At 40.8% G+C, this 19,313-nt stretch carries 19 protein-coding genes; 17 read left to right on the top strand and 2 right to left on the bottom strand.

Features of this window, described 5'->3' with window-relative positions:
- Positions 1 to 96: 96 nt before the first annotated feature.
- The 5 genes from FD44_RS04835 to FD44_RS04855 all read left to right on the top strand — a co-directional run bounded on the left by FD44_RS04835 (position 97) and on the right by FD44_RS04855 (position 5,979).
- Positions 97 to 1,086: a LacI family DNA-binding transcriptional regulator gene (locus FD44_RS04835; protein ID WP_010619263.1), complete on the top strand. Its 990-nt coding sequence runs from the start codon at positions 97 to 99 to the stop codon at positions 1,084 to 1,086.
- 253 nt (positions 1,087 to 1,339) lie between these two features.
- The gene (locus FD44_RS04840; protein WP_010619264.1) at positions 1,340 to 2,362 is read left to right on the top strand and encodes a BMP family lipoprotein; all 1,023 of its coding nucleotides are present in this window, start codon (positions 1,340 to 1,342) and stop codon (positions 2,360 to 2,362) included.
- 71 nt (positions 2,363 to 2,433) lie between these two features.
- Positions 2,434 to 3,954: an ABC transporter ATP-binding protein gene (locus FD44_RS04845; protein WP_010619265.1), complete on the top strand. Its 1,521-nt coding sequence runs from the start codon at positions 2,434 to 2,436 to the stop codon at positions 3,952 to 3,954.
- Position 3,955: 1 nt separating this feature from the next.
- On the top strand, positions 3,956 to 5,017 hold the full coding sequence (locus FD44_RS04850; RefSeq protein ID WP_010619266.1) for an ABC transporter permease: 1,062 nt from the start codon (positions 3,956 to 3,958) through the stop codon (positions 5,015 to 5,017).
- The gene (locus FD44_RS04855; RefSeq protein ID WP_010619267.1) at positions 5,017 to 5,979 is read left to right on the top strand and encodes an ABC transporter permease; all 963 of its coding nucleotides are present in this window, start codon (positions 5,017 to 5,019) and stop codon (positions 5,977 to 5,979) included. The genes FD44_RS04850 and FD44_RS04855 overlap by 1 nt, the downstream gene beginning before the upstream one ends.
- Before the next feature lie 89 nt (positions 5,980 to 6,068).
- On the opposite strand, the gene FD44_RS04860 is transcribed toward FD44_RS04855, so the two are convergent.
- Positions 6,069 to 6,485, bottom strand: a complete 417-nt coding sequence (locus FD44_RS04860) for a Spx/MgsR family RNA polymerase-binding regulatory protein (protein ID WP_010619268.1) — start codon at positions 6,483 to 6,485, stop codon at positions 6,069 to 6,071.
- A 180-nt stretch (positions 6,486 to 6,665) separates the two neighbouring features.
- Entirely contained in the window at positions 6,666 to 7,835 is a 1,170-nt protein-coding gene (locus FD44_RS04865; RefSeq protein WP_010619269.1) for an iron-containing alcohol dehydrogenase, read from the bottom strand.
- Between the two features lie 327 nt (positions 7,836 to 8,162).
- Here FD44_RS04865 and FD44_RS04870 point away from each other — a divergent pair, with 327 nt between their 5' ends.
- The 12 genes from FD44_RS04870 to FD44_RS04930 all read left to right on the top strand — a co-directional run bounded on the left by FD44_RS04870 (position 8,163) and on the right by FD44_RS04930 (position 19,025).
- Positions 8,163 to 9,134 carry a LacI family DNA-binding transcriptional regulator gene (locus FD44_RS04870; protein WP_010619270.1) on the top strand — a complete coding sequence of 324 codons (972 nt, stop codon included), beginning with the start codon at positions 8,163 to 8,165 and terminating at the stop codon, positions 9,132 to 9,134.
- 123 nt (positions 9,135 to 9,257) lie between these two features.
- On the top strand, positions 9,258 to 10,622 hold the full coding sequence (locus FD44_RS04875; RefSeq protein ID WP_010619271.1) for an SLC45 family MFS transporter: 1,365 nt from the start codon (positions 9,258 to 9,260) through the stop codon (positions 10,620 to 10,622).
- A gap of 20 nt (positions 10,623 to 10,642) precedes the next feature.
- Positions 10,643 to 12,895, top strand: coding sequence for a glycoside hydrolase family 65 protein (locus FD44_RS04880; protein WP_010619272.1), 2,253 nt, complete (start codon positions 10,643 to 10,645; stop codon positions 12,893 to 12,895).
- Between the two features lie 70 nt (positions 12,896 to 12,965).
- Positions 12,966 to 13,985, top strand: a complete 1,020-nt coding sequence (locus FD44_RS04885; protein WP_010619273.1) for an aldose epimerase family protein — start codon at positions 12,966 to 12,968, stop codon at positions 13,983 to 13,985.
- A 2-nt stretch (positions 13,986 to 13,987) separates the two neighbouring features.
- Positions 13,988 to 14,650, top strand: a complete 663-nt coding sequence (gene pgmB / locus FD44_RS04890; RefSeq protein ID WP_010619274.1) for a beta-phosphoglucomutase — start codon at positions 13,988 to 13,990, stop codon at positions 14,648 to 14,650.
- Positions 14,651 to 14,720: 70 nt separating this feature from the next.
- Positions 14,721 to 15,158 (top strand): MarR family winged helix-turn-helix transcriptional regulator, encoded by a 438-nt coding sequence (locus FD44_RS04895; RefSeq protein WP_010619275.1) that lies wholly within the window; start codon positions 14,721 to 14,723, stop codon positions 15,156 to 15,158.
- A gap of 240 nt (positions 15,159 to 15,398) precedes the next feature.
- Positions 15,399 to 16,157: an NmrA family NAD(P)-binding protein gene (locus tag FD44_RS04900; protein WP_010619276.1), complete on the top strand. Its 759-nt coding sequence runs from the start codon at positions 15,399 to 15,401 to the stop codon at positions 16,155 to 16,157.
- A 2-nt stretch (positions 16,158 to 16,159) separates the two neighbouring features.
- On the top strand, positions 16,160 to 17,272 hold the full coding sequence (locus FD44_RS04905; protein ID WP_010619277.1) for an NAD(P)-dependent alcohol dehydrogenase: 1,113 nt from the start codon (positions 16,160 to 16,162) through the stop codon (positions 17,270 to 17,272).
- 118 nt (positions 17,273 to 17,390) lie between these two features.
- Positions 17,391 to 17,801, top strand: coding sequence for a GNAT family N-acetyltransferase (locus tag FD44_RS04910; protein WP_010619278.1), 411 nt, complete (start codon positions 17,391 to 17,393; stop codon positions 17,799 to 17,801).
- Between the two features lie 115 nt (positions 17,802 to 17,916).
- Positions 17,917 to 18,195 (top strand): AbrB/MazE/SpoVT family DNA-binding domain-containing protein, encoded by a 279-nt coding sequence (locus tag FD44_RS04915; protein WP_050899308.1) that lies wholly within the window; start codon positions 17,917 to 17,919, stop codon positions 18,193 to 18,195.
- On the top strand, positions 18,188 to 18,475 hold the full coding sequence (locus FD44_RS04920) for a type II toxin-antitoxin system PemK/MazF family toxin (protein ID WP_010619280.1): 288 nt from the start codon (positions 18,188 to 18,190) through the stop codon (positions 18,473 to 18,475). Before FD44_RS04915 ends, FD44_RS04920 begins: the two co-directional genes overlap by 8 nt.
- A gap of 334 nt (positions 18,476 to 18,809) precedes the next feature.
- Positions 18,810 to 19,025, top strand: coding sequence for a helix-turn-helix domain-containing protein (locus FD44_RS04930; RefSeq protein ID WP_010619281.1), 216 nt, complete (start codon positions 18,810 to 18,812; stop codon positions 19,023 to 19,025).
- Positions 19,026 to 19,313 lie beyond the last annotated feature (288 nt).

Genomic DNA, 19,313 nt, shown 5'->3' on the forward strand with positions numbered 1-19,313 from the left:
CGTTTAATGTTTCACAAAATGCCTTGATAGTGATAATATCAGGATGTTCAGGAATTTTTGCTATAATAAAAATAAGTTAGAGGGAGGCCAGCAATTATGACGGTCACAATCAAAGATGTTGCACAAGCGGCAGGGGTTTCAATTACAACCGTTTCCCGAGTTTTATCGAATAAGGGATCGTTCTATTCTGAAAAAACGGCTCGTAAAGTCAAGAAAACTGCAGAGAAGCTGGGATATCAAAAAAACACGGCAGCTGCCGAATTAGCGACTCAGAAAAGTAAGGCAATTGGGGTTGTCATCAACTCAACGCAAACGAACTTTTCGAATAGCATTATCGAAGGCATTCAACAGGAAGCCAATGAACACGATCTTAGCGCCATTATTGTGTATGCAGGGGTCGGGGATGCACAAATGCAGCACCGGGCCATTCAAACCGTGATTGAACGGTCGGTAAAAGGCATTCTACTTCTTTCTGTCGATGTTTCAACCGATGATTTGGCGCTTTTAAACCAGGCCCAAATTCCATATATTTCATTATCACAGGCATTTACTGACGAGCAAATCTCATACATATCATCCAATGATTTAGAGATTGGATATCAAGCAACCAGCTATTTGTTAAATAAGGGTCACCGAAAAATTGGATTGGCCGGAATTGACGTTCAAAAGAATGCGATGACGGGCCGAAATCGTTTGGCAGGATATGAAAAAGCGCTGGCAGAGGCTGGCATTAAGCCCCTTAAAAAATGGATTCAGTATGGGGATTACAGTTATGACGCCGGGATTGATGCTATGAAGAAGTTTGGCGAACATTCCGGAATGACGGCTGTGGTCGCTGCGAGTGATATGGTTGGCATCGGTCTTCTGAATCAGGCACATGACTATGGAATCGCTGTGCCAGACGACCTTTCAATCATTAGTATTGATGGCACCGACCTATGCAAAATTGTTCAGCCACAGTTGACCAGTGTTACCCAGGCTTTCTTTGAAATGGGGGTTGAAGGCGTCAGGGCACTCGAAAGCGGTAGGACGACCAAGTTTACGTCAATTAAGATTGAAGAACGAGGCAGCGTGAAACCAATGTAAGTTGGAAAGCAAAAAATTAAAAAAAGAAATTCTGGCTTCTAATTCACCAAAAGGACTGAGATCATTGGATCTCAGTCCTTTTTTGTTAAATATAAAATTGTTCGTGTTTTTAAACATCTTGAGTATGTTAAAACTTATACAACTCATAAATAATTATAAAACACGAACTATTTAAAATAATAAATAATAAATGTATTGATTTTATAAAATTTAAGTGGTTATAATTAGGTATCAAATCTATTGGAGGTTACTCATGAACAAAAAGGCAGTCGTGGTTCTTTCAGCAGCATTATTCTTAATTGGTGGCGTGTTAACGGGTTGTGGTAACAGTTCTTCTAGTAAAAGGAATTCTCATACAGCTGCATTGGTGACAGATGGTGGCGGAATTGATGATAAATCATTTAATCAATCCGCCTGGACGGGTTTGAAAGCCTGGGGTAAAAGTCACGATTTAACCAAGGGTGTCAATGGGTTTAACTACGCGGAGTCTAGTTCTAATTCAGACTTCACGCCAAACATTAACAAGTTGATTAAAGCGAACTACAAAACAATCTTTGGAATTGGCTATAACTTAGATAATGCAATTAGTGATGCCGCAAAAGATAATTCTAAAGTCAATTTCGCAATTATTGACTCTGTTGTTAAGAACCGGAAGAACGTTGCTTCAGTAACCTTCAAGACCGAACAATCTTCCTTCTTAGCTGGTGTGGCAGCAGCAGAAACGACTAAAACAAATAAAGTTGGTTTTGTTGGTGGCGTTAAGAGCTCACTTATTAAAACTTTTCAGGCCGGCTTTCAACAAGGCGTAAAGGCTGTTAATCCAAAAATTAAGGTTGATGTTAAATATGCCGGCTCATTTACAAAAGCAGATGTCGGTCAGTCATTAGCAACCGCTATGTACAATAATGGCGAAGATGTTATCTATCATGCAGCTGGTGGTACTGGTGCTGGTGTGTTTACGGCAGCCAAGAATGCCTCAAAGAGCGGCAATAAAGTCTGGGTCATTGGTGTTGATCAAGATCAAAAGGCTGACGGTAAGTATTCAGGCGGTAACGTCACGTTAGCTTCATCTGTCAAAGAGGTAGGAACTGCAGTTGAAGACCTATCCAATGATGCAATGAAGAACAAGTTCCCTGGTGGCAAAACCCTTTCATATGATCTGAAGGATGATGGTGTTTCATTAGTTAATGACAATATGAGTAAATCCGCATGGAAGATTGTTCAGAGCTACCAAAAGAAAATTGAAAATGGATCAATCAAAGTATCTGCAGAATAAAAATAGGTTCGATTCGCAATTAGGTGGGGTATGATACTTCACCTTTTTACATATCAATAACGAGGTAGATTATGGCTGAAGTAGTGAAAATGAACCACATTACAAAACAATTTGGTAATTTTAAAGCAAATGACGACATTTCGTTAACTCTGCACAATGGTGAAATATTAGCGTTACTAGGTGAAAATGGCGCTGGAAAATCAACTATTATGAACGTTTTATCTGGGCTATTACAGCCAACGACGGGAACAATTGAGATTAACGGTGTAATTACCAAATTGACGGGACCCAGACAGGCAAAACGACTCGGTATTGGCATGGTGCATCAACATTTTATGCTTATTCCAGCATTTACGGTTTTAGAGAACATTATTTTGGGTGATGAACCGACTAAGCTTGGTCAAATTAACTATAAAAAGGCACGGATCGCCGTTGAGTCGCTCGTTAAAAAATACAGTTTGAATTTGGATTTAAATGCCAAGGTTGAAACTATTTCGGTCGGGATGCAACAACGAGTCGAAATTGTGAAAGCCTTGTACCGACAGGCAACGGTGCTTATTTTTGATGAACCAACTGCTGCATTGACGCCACAAGAAATTGATGAGCTATTTGTGATTTTTAAGCAACTAGTTAAAGAAAATAAAGCCATCATTTTTATTACGCACAAACTTGGAGAAATAAAAAAAGTTGCGGATAACTGCGTCGTCATTCGAGCGGGAAAAGTCATTAAGAAACTACCAGTTGAAAATGTGTCCGAAAATGAGTTAGCGGAATTAATGGTTGGACATCCAATGAATGACCAACTGAATCGGTCGGAAACGGCACCAACAATGCCGGTTTTGGAAGTCAGCGGACTAACAGTCAAACGTGACCAGCGAATTAAGGTGAAAGATCTCAATTTGACGGTTCGAGCGGGTGAAATTGTCGGAATTGCTGGTGTAGACGGGAACGGCCAAACTGAATTAATCGATGCCATTTCTGGGCTCGTTAAAATCCAGTCCGGAAAAATTAAAATTGCGGGGAAAGAAGTGACCCATCAATCTCCACGCAAAATTAACGAGAGTGGTTTAGGAGTTATCCCGGAAGATCGCCAGAATGTGGGCCTAATCCTGCCGCTCACTTTGGCAGAAAATTTAACGTTAAAAATGTATTATCAAGCTCGATACAATCGACACGGATTGTTGAACTATCAAAAAATTAATCAGCATGCTGTCCAATTAATCAAAGATTTTGATATTCGATCGCAATCCGAATTAGAATCTGCAGGAGAATTATCAGGTGGAAATCAGCAAAAAGTAATTATTGCCCGTGAGTTAGCAGGTAATCCGAAAGTCTTAATTGCAGCCAATCCGACTCGTGGTGTCGATGTGGGGGCAATTGAGTACATCCACCAGCAATTAATGGATCACCGAAACCAAGGTGGTGGCATTTTGCTCGTTAGTTTTGAATTAGATGAAATTTTGCGATTAGCGGACCGGGTGTTAGTGATGCATAATGGCGAAATCACTGGCGAAATTGATCCGCGAAGCACGACTAGTCAAGAACTCGGCCTATTAATGGCGGGTCAGCACCAAACAGTAGGAGGCGAATAGAATGGTGAAACAAAAGTATTCAGGCTTAATAGTGTCGCTAAGTGCTGTTTTAGCGGGACTGATTGTGGGTGGTATCATCATGCTCGTTTTTGGCTATTCACCTCTGCAAAATTATGGCAATTTACTGAATGGGGCATTTGGTGATATCTATTCAATCGGTGAAACGCTGCGTAATGCAGCACCATTAATGCTAACGGGTCTTGGGTTTTCAATAGCTAGTCGCGCTGGTTTCTTTAATATTGGTGGCTCCGGTCAATATTTAGTGGGTTGGTTTGGTTCGATTATTTTTGCACTAAAATTTAGTTTCCTGCCAGGCTGGCTGCTAATTATTGGTGCGTTAATTGCTGGATCACTTTTAGGCGGTATTTGGTCTTGGATTGCTGGTTTTTTACGAGCTTACTTTGGGACCAGTGAAGTTATTACAACAATCATGCTGAACTATATTGCACTCTATTTTGTGAACTTTGCCGTTAAGCAATGGTTTGCCGCTAAGGGGGCAGATGCCTCCGCAAATATTTTAAAAAAGGCCAGTTTACGAGTTTCTTGGCTAACAAAATTGACTGATAATTCAACTTTTAATATGGGATTTTTAATCGCCTTAATTTTTATCGTAATTATGTGGGTGTATATGACCAAAACCAAGTCTGGATTTGAGATTAATTCGGTCGGGCTAAATCCACAGGCATCTAAATATGCTGGGATTGATACAAAGAAAACGATTATGATTGCAATGCTGCTATCCGGGGTTCTAGCCGGTTTGGCGGGCTGTATTGACGGCCTCGGAAACTATCAAAACATTTCAGTTTCCAACAGTTTGCCGAATATTGGATTTGATGGGATGGCCGTTGCGTTGTTGGCAAATGAGCATCCGATTGGGATTGTTTTTGCCTCAATCTTATTTTCAGCATTACAAATTGGTGGACTTAGCATTTCAGTCTATTCGACCACTCCACCAGAAATCGTGGACATCGTGATTGCGTCAATTATCTTCTTCGTTGGAATTCGTTACTTATTTGAGCGTTTAATCGCCCCAATGCTACAAAAGAAGGGAGTGAAAAATTAATGAGTACATCAATGGTTCTAATGACGATTTTTTCAACGACGTTAGTTTATGCTGCACCATTAATTTTCACCGCAATCGGTGGTGCCTTTTCAGAACATAGTGGGATTATCAATGTTGGGCTAGAGGGAATAATGATTGTTGGAGCGTTCAGTGCGACAGTCTTTAACCTGACGTTTGTTTCCGTGTTTGGTGCTGCGACTCCATGGATTTCATTAGTTATTGGCGGACTCGTTGGAATTGTGTTTACACTGCTACATGCGGTCGCCACAATTACCCTAAGAGCTAACCACATTATTAGTGGGACGGTGTTAAATTTGCTGGCGCCAGCGCTGTGTGTGTTTTTGACGAGAATTTTTTACAGCGGTAAGGGACAAACGCCAATTATCGATCAAAGTATTGGGAATTTTACGTTCCCAGGTTTAGACAAAATTCCCATTCTGGGACCAATTTTATTTACGAAGACGTCTTTAGTTGCTTATCTAGCAGTCGTTTTTGGTGGCTTAAGTTGGTATTTACTCTACAAAACGAATACCGGGCTTCGACTTCGAGCAGTTGGTGAGAATCCCGCTGCGGCAGATACGCTTGGAATCAATGTGAGCTGGTATCGCTATTTGGGCGTTATGATTTCTGGATTATTGGGTGGCATTGGCGGTGCTGTCATGTCACAGTCGATTACGTTGAACTTTAGTGCCTCGACTATTTCAGGGCAGGGATTTATGGCACTAGCAGCCATGATTTTTGGCAAATGGCATCCAATGGGCGCAACCGGCGCAGCAATTTTCTTTGGTTTAGCGCAAAGTCTCCCAATTATTAGTGGGTACATTCCGGGATTGAAAAATATTAATGATGTGTGGTTCCAAATTGCACCATACGTGATTACCATTGTTGTTTTGGTAATTTTTCTTGGTAAGGCCGTCGCTCCGGCTGCCGATGGTGTTAATTACGTTAAGGGTGATTCATAGAAATAAGGTTAACGAATTTTATATAACAAAAAAGCTGAAGCATCCTGGTTGAGTCAATCAAACCAAGATACTTCAGCTTTATTAGTTGTTTAGTTTAATAATGGATCGTTCTTAATAAGCAAACTTAGTAAGTTGCGCATTTCCAAACGGCGTTTCTTTGGGGGAATGAACATGCGGGCCTGTTCTGAATCAAAGCCAGACATTAATTTATCATTCTCCATCAAAATGGGACTCTTTAAAATCCCTTGATTTTCCTTAATCAATTTAACGACACCATTAAATGAGAGCTTACTCAAAGCGACGTGCAAGTTTTGCATGATTTTTGAGCGCTTTGAAATAATCTGGTCAGTACCTTCTTCAGAAAGGTGCATGATATGAGTAATTTCTTCTTCATCCAAAGGCTTGAAATTAATGTTTCGAGTTTCGTATTGAATTTCGTTGTCATCTAGCCACTTTAAGGCTTTCCGCTTGGATGGCGTATTTGCATTGTAGTAAAACTTCAACATTGAGCACCACTCCATTTCTAGTTATTCATTAAGTTTGAAGTTAGGATAAATTGTATAACTAATTGCCACATAATCCAATTATTTTGTCAGATAATTACGGAAAATTAGTAATTTTATTTTCTATTAGAAAAAAAGCCGTGGCTCACAGTCCGCGACTTCCTAAACTTCATAAATTAATAACTATTCTGCATCGTAAGCTTCTTGGAACAACTTAACGATTTCTTCTTTAGTACCCTTACGTGGGTTCGAAGGAGCGTTACCATCTTTCAAAGCATTCTCAGCCATCAATTCAAAGTCTTCTGGCTTTGCACCGATTGCTTTGATACTACGAGGGATGTTAACGTCATCACACATCTGACGCATTGCCTTAATTGAAAGGTCAGCAGCATCGCGAACTGAAAGTCCTTCAGTGTTTTCACCCATGATTTCAGCTAATTCAGCAAAACGTTCTGGGCAAGCAACGATGTTGTACTTTTCAACGATTGGTAACAAGATTGCACAGCACTCACCATGAGGTGCATCGTATTGGCCACCGAGTTGGTGAGCCATGGCATGAACGTAACCTAAGTCAGCGTTATTGAAGGCCATACCACCGAGCATTTCAGCTTCAACCATCTTAGTACGAGCTTCAACGTTGTGGCCGTTAGCAACGACTTCACGAAGACTCTCTTCAACTAATTTGATAGCTTGTATACATTGACCGTCTGTAATGTCGTTTCGGTTGGTTGAAACGTATGGTTCGATTGCTTGTACAAAGGTATCCATACCTGTAGCAGCAGTCATACCCCTAGGAACGTCAAGTTCTAGCATTGGGTCATTGAATGAGACCAATGGAACGTTACGCCATGAAACAACAACGAACTTAAGTTTCGTTTCAGTATTAGTGATAACACAGTGACGGGTAAGCTCTGAAGCAGTACCGGCAGTGGTGTTAACGGCCATCAAAGGTGGTAGTGGATTTTCAAGGGTTTCAATTCCGGCTAACTTAGTGATGTCATCACCATTAGTCAAAATGATACCAGTTCCTTTACCACAGTCATGAGCTGAACCACCACCAACAGTGATGATACTGTCACAACCTTCAGCTAAATAAAGTTTCTTAGCTTCTTGAATGTTATGAACTTTAGGGTTGGGTTCAACGCCATCATAAACAACGTAATCCACGCCGGCACCTTTTAATGAAGCCAAGGTTTGGTCAACAGGACCATTTTCAAGTGATTCAATTCCTTTGTCAGTTACGATCAAAGGCTTCTTCATGTTAAGCATCTTGGCCCGATCGCCAACTTTTTTAATAACACCAGCACCAAAAAAGTTAACACTAGGCATTAAAAAGTCAAAATTTTCCTTCATAACAGAAATTCCTCCTCTGAATTTGTTTACATTTTCACTATAAACTCATCTGGTTTTTTTGTAAATGCTTTCATTTACTTTAAATCGACACAATTTCGTGAAAACTGTCTTACATTAGTAACTACGGGAAATATTTTGAAAATAATTTTTTCACAATGAAAGAATTTTATAAAGGTATAGGGCCTTAAGTAATTGTGTAAGCGATGAAAGAATGAATTTGGACAAGACGGCCGGCGTACTTGAGATTAAAATGGCCGACCTACCTGAATTTGTCGGTAAATGGGAGGGATTTCGTGGTAAACTTCAGATGGAGAAACTTACCAATAAATGAAAAAGGAAACGCTCATGATTACAATAAAAGATATTGCGCGTCGAGCTGGTGTCTCAGTCTCAACCGCCTCACGTGCGCTAAATAATAATTCAAGAATCAGCCTTAAAACGCGGGAGCGAATTCAAAAACTCGCTAAGGATCTTGATTATCTGCCAAATTATACTGCTAAGAACCTGACTCGCGGTGAAGCAAACGTCGTCGGAGTTATTTTTCCAACGGCGGAAAGTTCCTCACCGGAGAATCCGTTCTATATTGATATGCTCCGAGGCATCAATCAGTCGCTGGTCGCTCGTCACTATGTTTTATCAATTGCGATTGGGAGTCGGGTTGAAGAGGTTCTTGCTTACGTGACGGCCATGGTTCAACAGGCAAAGGTCAAACGGTTCGTTCTACTATATACGGATGAGAATGATCCGGTCGTTGACTATTTGCGTCGCGAAAATTTGGACTTTGTGGTTATTGGTCAGCCAATTGGAGATTTGACGGATCGATATGTCGATAACGACAATGTTCAGGCTGGGCGAGATGCCACAATGGCAATTCTTCAAAACGGTGGGGTTCGAAACCCGCTATTTGTTGAATCCGAATATGAGTGGCAATACGAGCGAAATCGCCGAATGGGCTACGAAAAAGCGATGGCGGAGGTTCAATTAGAACCGCTAGTATTTAAATTACCAAAACGCGTTTCTGAAACAGCAGTCGAGGTATTTTTGAATCAACACCAAGAGGTCGATGCGGTAATTGCAACCGACGATGTTGGCTTGCTGCGGTTTAATCGGGTTTGGAGCAAAATTCGACACACAAAGAAAATTCCGATGATGAGTTTCAATAAGAGTGAGCTATTAGCGTTAATCGACCAAGATGTCCGTATGGTTGATATGCGGCCGGAAATGCTGGGTAGTCGCGCGGTGGAATTGTTATTTACGGATCGAAATGTTCAAAAATTAATTGTGCAGTACGAGTTGTGAGCAACAACTTTTTTTTATTTTATTTTTGTGCAAACGGTTGTATAAATTATGAAAGCGGTTTATAATTCATTTTGTTAAGAAAAATGGGTTCACATAACCCAAATAAACAGGGAGTGACAAATCATGGAAAATGATTCAGCACAAGGTAACACGGCTACAACGCCAAAAACCAAGCCAATGCCAAAATTGTCTATCGCGACAATTTGGATGATTAGTTTCGGATTCTTCGGTGTTCAAATGGCTTTCTCTTTACAATCTTCACAAATGGGGCGGATCTTCCAAACTTTGGGAGCTGACCCAACCAAATTAGGTTTCTTCTTTATTCTTCCTCCACTAGCAGGTTTAGTGGTTCAACCATTAGTTGGCTATTATTCAGATAAAACGTGGATGCCTAAAATTGGTCGTCGATTACCTTACCTTTTGATGGGATCGTTAGTCGCCGTCATCGTTATGTTCTTACTACCAAACTCTGGTAGCTTAGGATTTGGTTATGGGTCACTTGCCGCACTTTGGTTCGGTGCCATCACAATTCTCTTCATGGATTTATCGTCTAACGTTGCCATGCAACCATTCAAGATGATGGTCGGAGACATGGTGAATGATGAGCAAAAAGGATTTGCTTACTCAATCCAAAGTTTCTTATCAAATAGTGGTTCAGTGCTAGCTGCAATCTTCCCATACCTCCTAACTGGTTTGGGCGTTGCCAACATTGCGCCAAAGGGTGTCATTCCAAACTCAGTTATTTTCTCATTCTATACAGGTGCCGTTATCTTAGTTATCTGTAGTGCCTTCACTATTTTGAGAGTTAAAGAATATACACCTGCAGAATATAACGCCTATCACGGTATTACTGAAGCAGATGTTCAAGAAAAAGTTGGTTTATTTACACTTTTGAAACGTGCTCCTAAAGTATTCTGGACGTTAACCCTTGTTCAATTCTTCTGCTGGATGGCTTTCCAATACCTTTGGACTTATGGTGCAGGTGCCGTCGCTAAGAACGTCTGGCGCGCAACAGATCCTGCAAGTGCTGGCTATCAAGCTGGTGCCAACTGGTTCGGTGTTCTATCCGCAATTTACGCTTTAGCTGCCGTTGTTTGGTCATTAGTTCTTGCTAAGATGCCAAATGACAAGCACAAGCCAATGTACGCAACTAGTTTAGTATTAGGTGCCGTCGGGTTTGCCTCAATTTTCGTTGTTCATAATCAATGGGTTCTCATCCTTTCATTCTGCTTGATTGGTATTTCATGGGCCGCAATGACGATGTTCCCATTCACCATTTTGACCAACGCACTTTCAGGTGCCAACATGGGGTCATACCTTGGTTTATTCAACGGAAGTATCTGTTTACCACAAATCGTTGCTTCAGTATTGAGTTTCGCTTTGTTCCCATTGATGGGCTCATCAATGCCAGGGATGGTTCTCTTAGCCGGTATCTTGATGTTAGTCGGTGCCTTCTCAGTAAGCAGTATTAAAGAAGTATTCGCATAAAAATTAAAGGAGTCTGAATGATGAAACGAACATTTGACGTATCACCGTGGCACATTGTGACCACTAAACTTAATCCAGACGATAAACGTCTTCAAGAATCAATGACCAGTCTTGCAAATGGTAACCTCGGCATGCGTGGGTTCTTCGAGGAAGGTTACAGTGGCGACACACTTCCCGGAATCTACATTGGTGGCGTTTGGTTCCCAGATAAGACAAAGGTTGGCTGGTGGAAAAACGGCTATCCTAAGTACTTTGGCAAAGTGATTAATGCAATCAACTTTATCAAGGTTGGCATTAAAATTAACGGTGAAGTTGTTGATTTGGCTAAGGACAAGGTGAGTGACTTCAACCTTGATTTAGATATGCAACAAGCCGTTCTCGAACGGGCTTTCACTGTTGAAAAGGGTGGCGCAAAGGTTCAGATTTCATTTGAACGATTTGTCAGTGCTGCAACTAAGGAACTCGTTGTTCAAGGGATTATCTTGAAGAATGTGGGTTCTAAAGAAGCTAAGGTTGAATTCAGTTCATCCGTTGATGCTGACGTACAAAATGAAGACGCCAATTACGATGAAAAGTTCTGGGACGTTTTGAAAGTTGCTAAGACTGATAATGAAGCCGAAGTAATTGCGGAAACAAAGCCAAACGACTTTGGAACACCACAATTTACGGTTGGTGCTTTATCAACAGTTGTCACGGACTGGAACAGTGAGTCTGCAGATCAAACTGATGTCTCAGCGACGAACCATTTTAGCGGAACGTTAGCTGCTGGTGAGCAAACAATTATCCAGAAGCGCACAGTGGTTGTGTCATCACGTGACTTCCCTAAGCAAGCTGATCTTGAAGCTCGTTTAACCGAATTAAATAAAGAAATTTCTGCAGCATCATACAGTGATTTATTCAACGCCCACAAAGCAGTTTGGGCAAATCGCTGGAACGTTTCTGATGTTAAAATTGCTGGCGACGATGAAGCGCAACAAGGAATTCGTTTTAACCTATTCCAGCTCTTCTCAACGTACTATGGCGAGGATTCTCGTTTGAACATCGGACCTAAAGGCTTTACCGGTGAAAAATACGGTGGTGCCACATACTGGGATACAGAAGCCTTTGCGGTTCCCGTTTACCTTGGTGTTACGGATCCAGATGTTACCAAGAACTTGTTGAAGTATCGTTACCAACAAATTGACGGTGCCTTCCATAATGCTAAGGAACAGGGCCTTAAGGGTGCTTTATACCCAATGGTTACGTTTGATGGGATTGAGTCTCATAACGAATGGGAAATTACATTTGAGGAAATTCACCGTAACGGCGACATTGCCTACGCAATTTACAACTACACAAACTACACTGGTGACAAGTCATACGTTCAGCATGAAGGCGCCAAGGTCTTAACGGAGATTTCACGTTTCTGGGCTGACCGGGTTCACTTCTCAGAACGGAATGGCAAGTACATGATTCATGGTGTTACTGGTCCTGATGAGTACGAAAATAACGTCGATAACAACTGGTATACCAACATTTTGGCACAATGGACGTTGAAATATACGCTTGAAATTTTGCCAGAGGTTGCCCCAGAAGTTGCTAAAGACTTAAACGTCACTGACGCTGAAAAGAAACAGTGGCAAGACATTGTGGACAGAATGTACCTTCCTGAAGACAAGAAGTTAGGAATTTTCGTTCAACATGATGGCTTCCTAGACAAGGATATCAAGCCAGTTAGCTCACTTCCTAAGGATCAACTACCACTTAACCAAAACTGGTCATGGGACAAAATTCTTCGTTCACCATACATCAAACAAGCCGATGTGCTTCAAGGAATCTGGGACTTTATTGATGACTTTACACCTGAACAGAAGAAAGCCAACTTTGATTTCTATGAGCCATTAACGGTTCATGAATCAAGTTTGTCAGCTTCAATCCATGCCATTTTGGCAGCTGATCTTCACTATGAAGAAAAGGCAACCGAATTGTACGAACGGACAGCTCGTCTCGATTTGGATAACTACAATAATGACACGGTCGATGGCTTGCACATCACAGCTATGACTGGTGGCTGGTTAGCCATTGTTCAAGGATTTGCTGGCATGCGAGTTCGCAACGGTGAGTTACACTATGCACCATTTCTACCTAAGAAATGGCAGTCATACCAGTTCCGTCAATTGTTCCGCGGTCGTTTGATTGAGGTAACGGTTGATCAGTCTGGTACGAAGCTAGACTTACTCGATGGCGACCCAATTACGGTTGACCTCGATGGTAAGAAGAAAGAGCTTAAATAGGACTAAAAAAAGGGCAAAGAGTGGGAAACTGCTCTTCGCCTTTTTTATTAAAAGAAAGTGGGTGAGACTGGTGGAATCGACTGTTAAAGACTTTGGCCATTTAGAAAATGGTGAGTTAGTCAAAGAATTTACGATTACAAATAAAAATGGTGTGAGCCTCCGCACAATCAGTTACGGAGCAACCTGGACTGGCTACTTTGTGACACCAGAGAAGAATATCATTTTAAATTTTGATAATGTGCACGAATATGAAACGAATCCCTTTCATTTAGGAAACACCATTGGTCGGGTGGCAGGACGGTTGAGCGGCCATACGTTTAACGTCGCTGGATTCAGGGTCAATTTGAAGCCCAACGAAAATAAAAATGTGCTGCACAGTGGCAACACTGGCGTTGACCGGCTCAATTGGCATGGCGAGATTATTCTCGACGACCAATTTGCAAAAATTCGATATACCATGCAACAGAAAGCAATTTTTCCTGGGACGTTGGAAATGGCCGTCACCTATTCTTTAGATGAGGATAACCACGTTTCCGTACAATATGAGGGACGCAGCAACGTGGAAACCCTATTTAATCCGATGACGCATGTTTACTTTAATTTGGATGGACCGGATGCGCCAATCAAGGATGAATTCTTGAAGATAGTTGCGGATAGGCATATCGTGGTAAATGAAGAAAAGATTCCAACGGGTGAAATACAGGTCGTTGAAAATACCCCGTTTGATTTTACAAACCTTGTTAAGCTGGGCGATCAATGTGAAAAACTTGGCAGCAACGAACAGTTTGATGATGCCTTTAAGAAACCAAATACATCGCTAGGCGTAACACCAAGCTTGTTACTAGTTGATAGCGCAAAGCAGCATCAATTAGAAATGGGCAGTGATCGCAATGGCGTCATTATTTTTAACGTCAATCCCGATTGCATTGGCAAAGATGCGGATTGGCTTGCTGCGCATCCAGATAACGGACTGGCTGTGGAATTACAAACGGTCCCAGATGCGATTCATCATGACGGATTTGGCGACATTGTTTTACCCGCTAATCAAACTAAGACTTATACATCAACTTATTACTATTCGGAGGGATAACCATGAAGTTTGAAGATATTAAGGGATTTGCATTTGATTTGGACGGCGTCATTGCCGATAGTGCCCGATTGCACGCTAAGGCATGGCACCAAACGGCGGATGAAGTTCATTCAGAATGGACACCAGAATTGGCGGAAGCCTTGAAGGGTGTCAGCCGTATGGATTCACTGGAAATGATTTTGAAGGCGGGTGGCCATGAAAATGACTACACCGAGGATGAAAAGGTGGCTTTGGCTACCGAAAAGAACACCAAGTATTTGAAGCTGGTTGAATCATTAACGCCAGATGACGTGCTACCAGGGATGAAAGCCTTCTTAGACGAATTAAAAGCTAGCGGCTATAAAATGTCCGTTGCTTCAGCCTCAAAGAACGCCCCTGCAATTTTGAAGCAGTTGAAAATTACCGACTACTTTGAAGGCGTGGTTGATCCAGCCAAGTTGCATGCCGGAAAACCGGATCCAGAAATCTTCAGTTTAGCGGCCGGTGTGATGGACTTAGCACCGGAAGTTGTTGCCGGTCTAGAAGATTCAGGTGCTGGCATTAAGTCAATTAATGCGGCGGGTGAACTTTCAATCGGGATTGGTAATCAATTGACGGAAGCGGATGTGCGCTTTGCGGATACGAGTGACGTGTCACTTGCAGCCATTAAGGATAAATTGGCATAGTTTTTGATAGTGAATCCCTTGAGTTATGCTAAACTATTAATATTAAAGTAATCGTCAGGGGATGTCAGAAATGGAAGATGTCAACATGTGGCTGGCAGTAGCTGCTAAATATGCAGCTGTACAAATCGACCGGAAACTTCAACCTTATCATTTGGGAGCGAGTCTTTACTACTTTATCCTAAAAATTCACGATCATCCTGGCATTTCGCAGTATGAACTGAATGATATCATTTACATTGATCAAAGCGGGATTGCGAGGGGAATTCAACAATTAGTCCATTTAAACTATATTGACAAGGTTCGTAATCCGGATGACAAAAGGACGGCCAATCTGTTTTTAACGGATTCTGGTAAGCAAGTATATAAGATTGTTGCGAAAGAAATTGACGAACAAAATTCGGCCTTAATTGCTCAAATTCCTGAAGGTCGAAAGGCACAATTCTCCAAGGATTTAAAAAAAGTTGGGGAACAAATTTATAAATTAATGACGACTGAGCCGGGTAATTAGTGATGATTACTCGGTTTTATTTTGCTATAAATATGTATGCGCATACATATTATTTTACTTTGATAAAGTTGGATGTAGAATGAAAGTGGTTTTAAAAGTTCATTAGTTCACAAGGGGAGCTGGATTTAAATGATACTTGTTACTTCAGCAAATGGCCATTCAGGTCAATTTATTATCAAACAGTTAGTGAAAAGCGGGTATGACGTGCGTGCTACTGATATTTCTCCGTAAACTGAAAAATTGAAGGAAACGTTAGGTGTCAAGGAAGTAGTCGTTGGTGATATAACAGATATTCGAACAATTCGAAAAGTGGTAAAAGGCGTCGATCAAATCGTGCATATTCCACCTCTGTTTATTGCAGAAGAGGCATTAGTAGGAAAATACTTGATTGACGAAGCAATTAAGGCCAATGTTAAACAGTTTGTTTTCGTTTCCGTCACTCATCCAATCATGAGCAGCTTACTCAACCACACAGCAAAACGCCTAGTTGAAGAGCATTTGATGTATCAGGAATTGAAAGCGCATTTCAACTATACAATTTTGCAACCGATGCACTATATGCATAATTTCGATCCCAATGCGGTCAAAGAGAGTGGAAAATATGAAATATTCTATAATACGGAAACTAAGTTATCCTACGTTGATCCAGATGATGTTGGTGAAGTAGTCAGCAAGGTATTGGCAGATCCACAGAAGCACAATCGTGCCAGTTATGAATTAGTCGGACCGGACTTCCTATCACCAAAAGGTCTAGTTAAAGAATTTAATGAGTTGACTGGTGAGCATGCCGTGGCCGAACAAGTACCAGATCTAGATGACTTTATGAATCAGGTTGGATTCTTGAATGTATACGGACGTGAATCGGTTAAACATTTAGCAAAAACCTATTCAGATTACGGTCTGGCAGGTAATCCAAATGTTTTGACCTGGTTATTAGGAAGAAAGCCGACAACATTTAAAGAATACGTTGCTAAACAACTTAAAACACGGGGGAATTAATAATGAAAATAGCTGCAGCAGTCGCACATGACTTTAACCAACCATTAAAAGTAGAAGAGGCAGAACTTGATCAACCAAAGAACGATGAGGTTATGGTCAAACTGGTTGCAACCGGGATGTGTCACGCCGACATTATTGCAACACAATTTCAAATGACACCCTTGCCAGCTGTGTTAGGCCATGAGGGTGCAGGTATTATTGAACAGGTTGGTACTGGCGTCACCAATTTAAAGGTGGGGGACCACGTCATTTTAACTGTTGCTTCTTGTGGGGAATGTGACCAGTGCTTGGCCGGACATCCAGCAGAATGTCGCCGAGTAAATGAACTTAATTTTGGCGGCTATTATCAGGATGGTACGAAGCGACTACACCAAGGGGATCAAGAGTTAGGTAATTACTTTGGTCAATCATCATTTGCGACACACGCAATTGTCAACAAGCGTTCAGCAATTAAAGTTGATCCTGACTTGGACTTGAAATGGTATGGGCCACTTGGTTGTGGACTTAATACAGGTGCGAGTGCCATTTTAAATGTTTTTCAACCAGATATAGGCGATTCGGTTGCGGTATTTGGAACTGGAGCAGTTGGTCTAGCCGCTATCATGGCCGCTAAGATGCGTAATGTTCAACAGATTATTGCCGTTGACATTCACGATAATCGCCTTGAATTAGCCAAATCACTGGGTGCCACGACGGTCGTAAATAGCCGAGATTTAAAATCAGCGGACGAAATTGCTGAAGCGGTCAAACAAGTAACGAATGGCTATGGGGTCAAGTACACTCTGGATACAACTGCAGTCAGCATGGTTTCATTGGCTGCCGTTAAGTCATTAGATATTATGGGAACGGCTGGCCTCGTGGGTGCCACTCAAGAGCTCAAGATGAACTTCACGGCAGATATGCTGGCAGATAATCGTCGCCTAATGGCAATCACCCAAGGCGACTCAATTCCACAACTATTTTTGCCACAGTTAATCGAAGCTCATAAAAAGGGTCAATTTCCATTTGAAAAATTGGTTAAATTCTATTCATTAGCAGATATTAATCAGGCAATGGCAGAATCGCTGGATGGATCAGTGATTAAGCCGATTATTATGATTGATGAAAATGCTTAAAACTAGGCTAGCGTGAACTCGTTGATGGTACACTACCGTTAGCGAGTTTTTTATTTGAGGTGAAAATATAACAATCAAACAAATACAAGTTAACGAAGTTGGGGATGCTGAGTGGCGGTTGTTACTTGAAGCAGATCCTGATCGGGCGGTTGTGCTGACATATCTGGCAGAAGCTGATATTTTTGTGGATCAACGCGAGCAGCAAACAGTTGGCATAATTGTTGTGAAGTCGCTCAATTCGACGGATAGCGAAGTCATGAATTTATCAGTGAGCCCAGCCTGGCAACATCAGGGAATCGGTCGTGGTTTGCTTAGTTTTGCTGTGCAAAACTGTAAGGTAGTAGGTGTTAAACATTTGGTGATTAGGACGGGATATCAGTCGCCACAGCAACGCATTTATGAGAAATTCGGTTTTCAAGTGGTGTCAGTAGCAAAGAATTACTTCATCAGATACTATGCCGAGCCCATTTTTGAAGCAGGTCAGCAATTAAAGGATCAAGTGACATTGAATTTAGTCATTGGAAAATAATAAGCTGTTTGCACAAAACTGATAGTAAATTTTTTAATTAGCTAAATTGTCAAAACGTAATTAATCAACTGTAATAAGTAAGGAAAAGTAAGGAATCTAGTAGAGGCGGTAACCAATGATGTACGAATCGAATAAGCAGTTTTTGAGTAAGGTAACAGCTAAGGGACAAATTACCATTCCTAAGGCAGTAAGGGACGATTTGGGGATAGATACGGACTCGAAATTACGATTTATCCAAAATAGTGCTGATTCCTATCTGATGAAAGTGGAAGAAACAGATTCTTTTTGGAATCGCGTTAACGAGAATGTTGCCCAGTATGGACCAATTGATGATAGTCCGGAAATTGACTGGGGACCAGATGTTGGTGCGGAGGTTATAGATTATTATGATTGAACAAGGTCAAATCTATATGATTGATTTAGAACCAAGTAAGGGCACTGAGACCAAAAAATTACGTCCTTACTTGATTGTTAGCAATAACTCGTATCAAAAAGTATTTAATACAGTCATCATTGCGCCAATAAGTTCCTATAGAAAATACTTGGAGCCTCGATTTTCAAACTTACCTTTTTTTGTGAAGGTGCCACTGAATTCGAAGGTGACTGGCACCATTTTATTACAGCACTTAATGAGATTATCCAATCTGAACGTAACTCAATGCTATGATTATTGAGAGCCTCTATGAAACCTTTTTAAATAATCTATTAAGATATAAGAACAATAGAAGCAGATACTATTATAGCGTTTTGATTTATAGTGAAATTACATACATTCCACTTGAATTTACAGTGTCTGGTATGAAGTTAACCAATTTTGTGGATAAAATTATGACTGAGTTTGGTAATCAATCGACATAATTAGTTTAATTGAACAGTAAATTCTGAGGAACAGCCAACCAGACAATTTTTGGGTGGCTGTTCCTTTCTTAGTCCAGATGAAATTTTATTTATTTTCACTTACACTGGTAATTGATATATGGAAATTTGTTCTATTTGGAGGTGGAATAATTGCTAGAATTAGCAACGCAGCTTAAAGGTGCGCGAGAAAAGGCGGGTTATTCTCAGAATGACCTGGCGTTAATTTTGAATGTTACGCGTCAGGCAATTTCAAAATGGGAAACGGGAAAGACATATCCTGACATCGATAATTTAGTCTTTTTAAGTGATTTTTATCAGTTAACTCTGGATGAATTGGTTAAGGGAAGTTTTAAAAAAAATAAATAAAATAATTTATATTATAAATCAGAAGCGGCCTCTATTTGGGATTCATCCCAAATAGAGGCCGCTTAAAATAACGAGTTAACTGATTTTAGTTGTTAGTATGGTAAAATTAAATTTTCGAATCCGTTAGTGATGTTTGTTTTTGTATAATTTGTCTACTAACTCTAAAATCAAGAAGAAAATGAACGTGCCCAGCAATCCAGTGAAATAGGTTTTTAGATAGAATTCAAGAAAGTAGTTTCCTTTATTAATAAAATCAAGAATACCCTTGGATTGAAGTCAATATTTGAG

This window comes from Secundilactobacillus malefermentans DSM 5705 = KCTC 3548 (assembly GCF_001436395.1).
In the GTDB taxonomy this organism is placed as follows: Bacteria; Bacillota; Bacilli; order Lactobacillales; family Lactobacillaceae; genus Secundilactobacillus; species Secundilactobacillus malefermentans.

What these genes read in the sequence shown, in the direction of transcription:
- FD44_RS04865 (WP_010619269.1), bottom strand. Translation starts at nt 7,835, where the DNA reads ATGAAGGAAAATTTTGACTTTTTAATGCCTAGTGTTAACTTTTTTGGT.
- FD44_RS04920 (WP_010619280.1), top strand. Translation starts at nt 18,188, where the DNA reads ATGATTGAACAAGGTCAAATCTATATGATTGATTTAGAACCAAGTAAG.
- FD44_RS04875 (WP_010619271.1), top strand. Translation starts at nt 9,258, where the DNA reads ATGGAAAATGATTCAGCACAAGGTAACACGGCTACAACGCCAAAAACC.
- FD44_RS04915 (WP_050899308.1), top strand. Translation starts at nt 17,917, where the DNA reads ATGATGTACGAATCGAATAAGCAGTTTTTGAGTAAGGTAACAGCTAAG.
- FD44_RS04905 (WP_010619277.1), top strand. Translation starts at nt 16,160, where the DNA reads ATGAAAATAGCTGCAGCAGTCGCACATGACTTTAACCAACCATTAAAA.
- FD44_RS04850 (WP_010619266.1), top strand. Translation starts at nt 3,956, where the DNA reads ATGGTGAAACAAAAGTATTCAGGCTTAATAGTGTCGCTAAGTGCTGTT.
- FD44_RS04855 (WP_010619267.1), top strand. Translation starts at nt 5,017, where the DNA reads ATGAGTACATCAATGGTTCTAATGACGATTTTTTCAACGACGTTAGTT.
- FD44_RS04840 (WP_010619264.1), top strand. Translation starts at nt 1,340, where the DNA reads ATGAACAAAAAGGCAGTCGTGGTTCTTTCAGCAGCATTATTCTTAATT.
- FD44_RS04895 (WP_010619275.1), top strand. Translation starts at nt 14,721, where the DNA reads ATGGAAGATGTCAACATGTGGCTGGCAGTAGCTGCTAAATATGCAGCT.
- FD44_RS04860 (WP_010619268.1), bottom strand. Translation starts at nt 6,485, where the DNA reads ATGTTGAAGTTTTACTACAATGCAAATACGCCATCCAAGCGGAAAGCC.
- FD44_RS04845 (WP_010619265.1), top strand. Translation starts at nt 2,434, where the DNA reads ATGGCTGAAGTAGTGAAAATGAACCACATTACAAAACAATTTGGTAAT.
- FD44_RS04835 (WP_010619263.1), top strand. Translation starts at nt 97, where the DNA reads ATGACGGTCACAATCAAAGATGTTGCACAAGCGGCAGGGGTTTCAATT.
- FD44_RS04870 (WP_010619270.1), top strand. Translation starts at nt 8,163, where the DNA reads ATGAAAAAGGAAACGCTCATGATTACAATAAAAGATATTGCGCGTCGA.
- pgmB (WP_010619274.1), top strand. Translation starts at nt 13,988, where the DNA reads ATGAAGTTTGAAGATATTAAGGGATTTGCATTTGATTTGGACGGCGTC.
- FD44_RS04880 (WP_010619272.1), top strand. Translation starts at nt 10,643, where the DNA reads ATGAAACGAACATTTGACGTATCACCGTGGCACATTGTGACCACTAAA.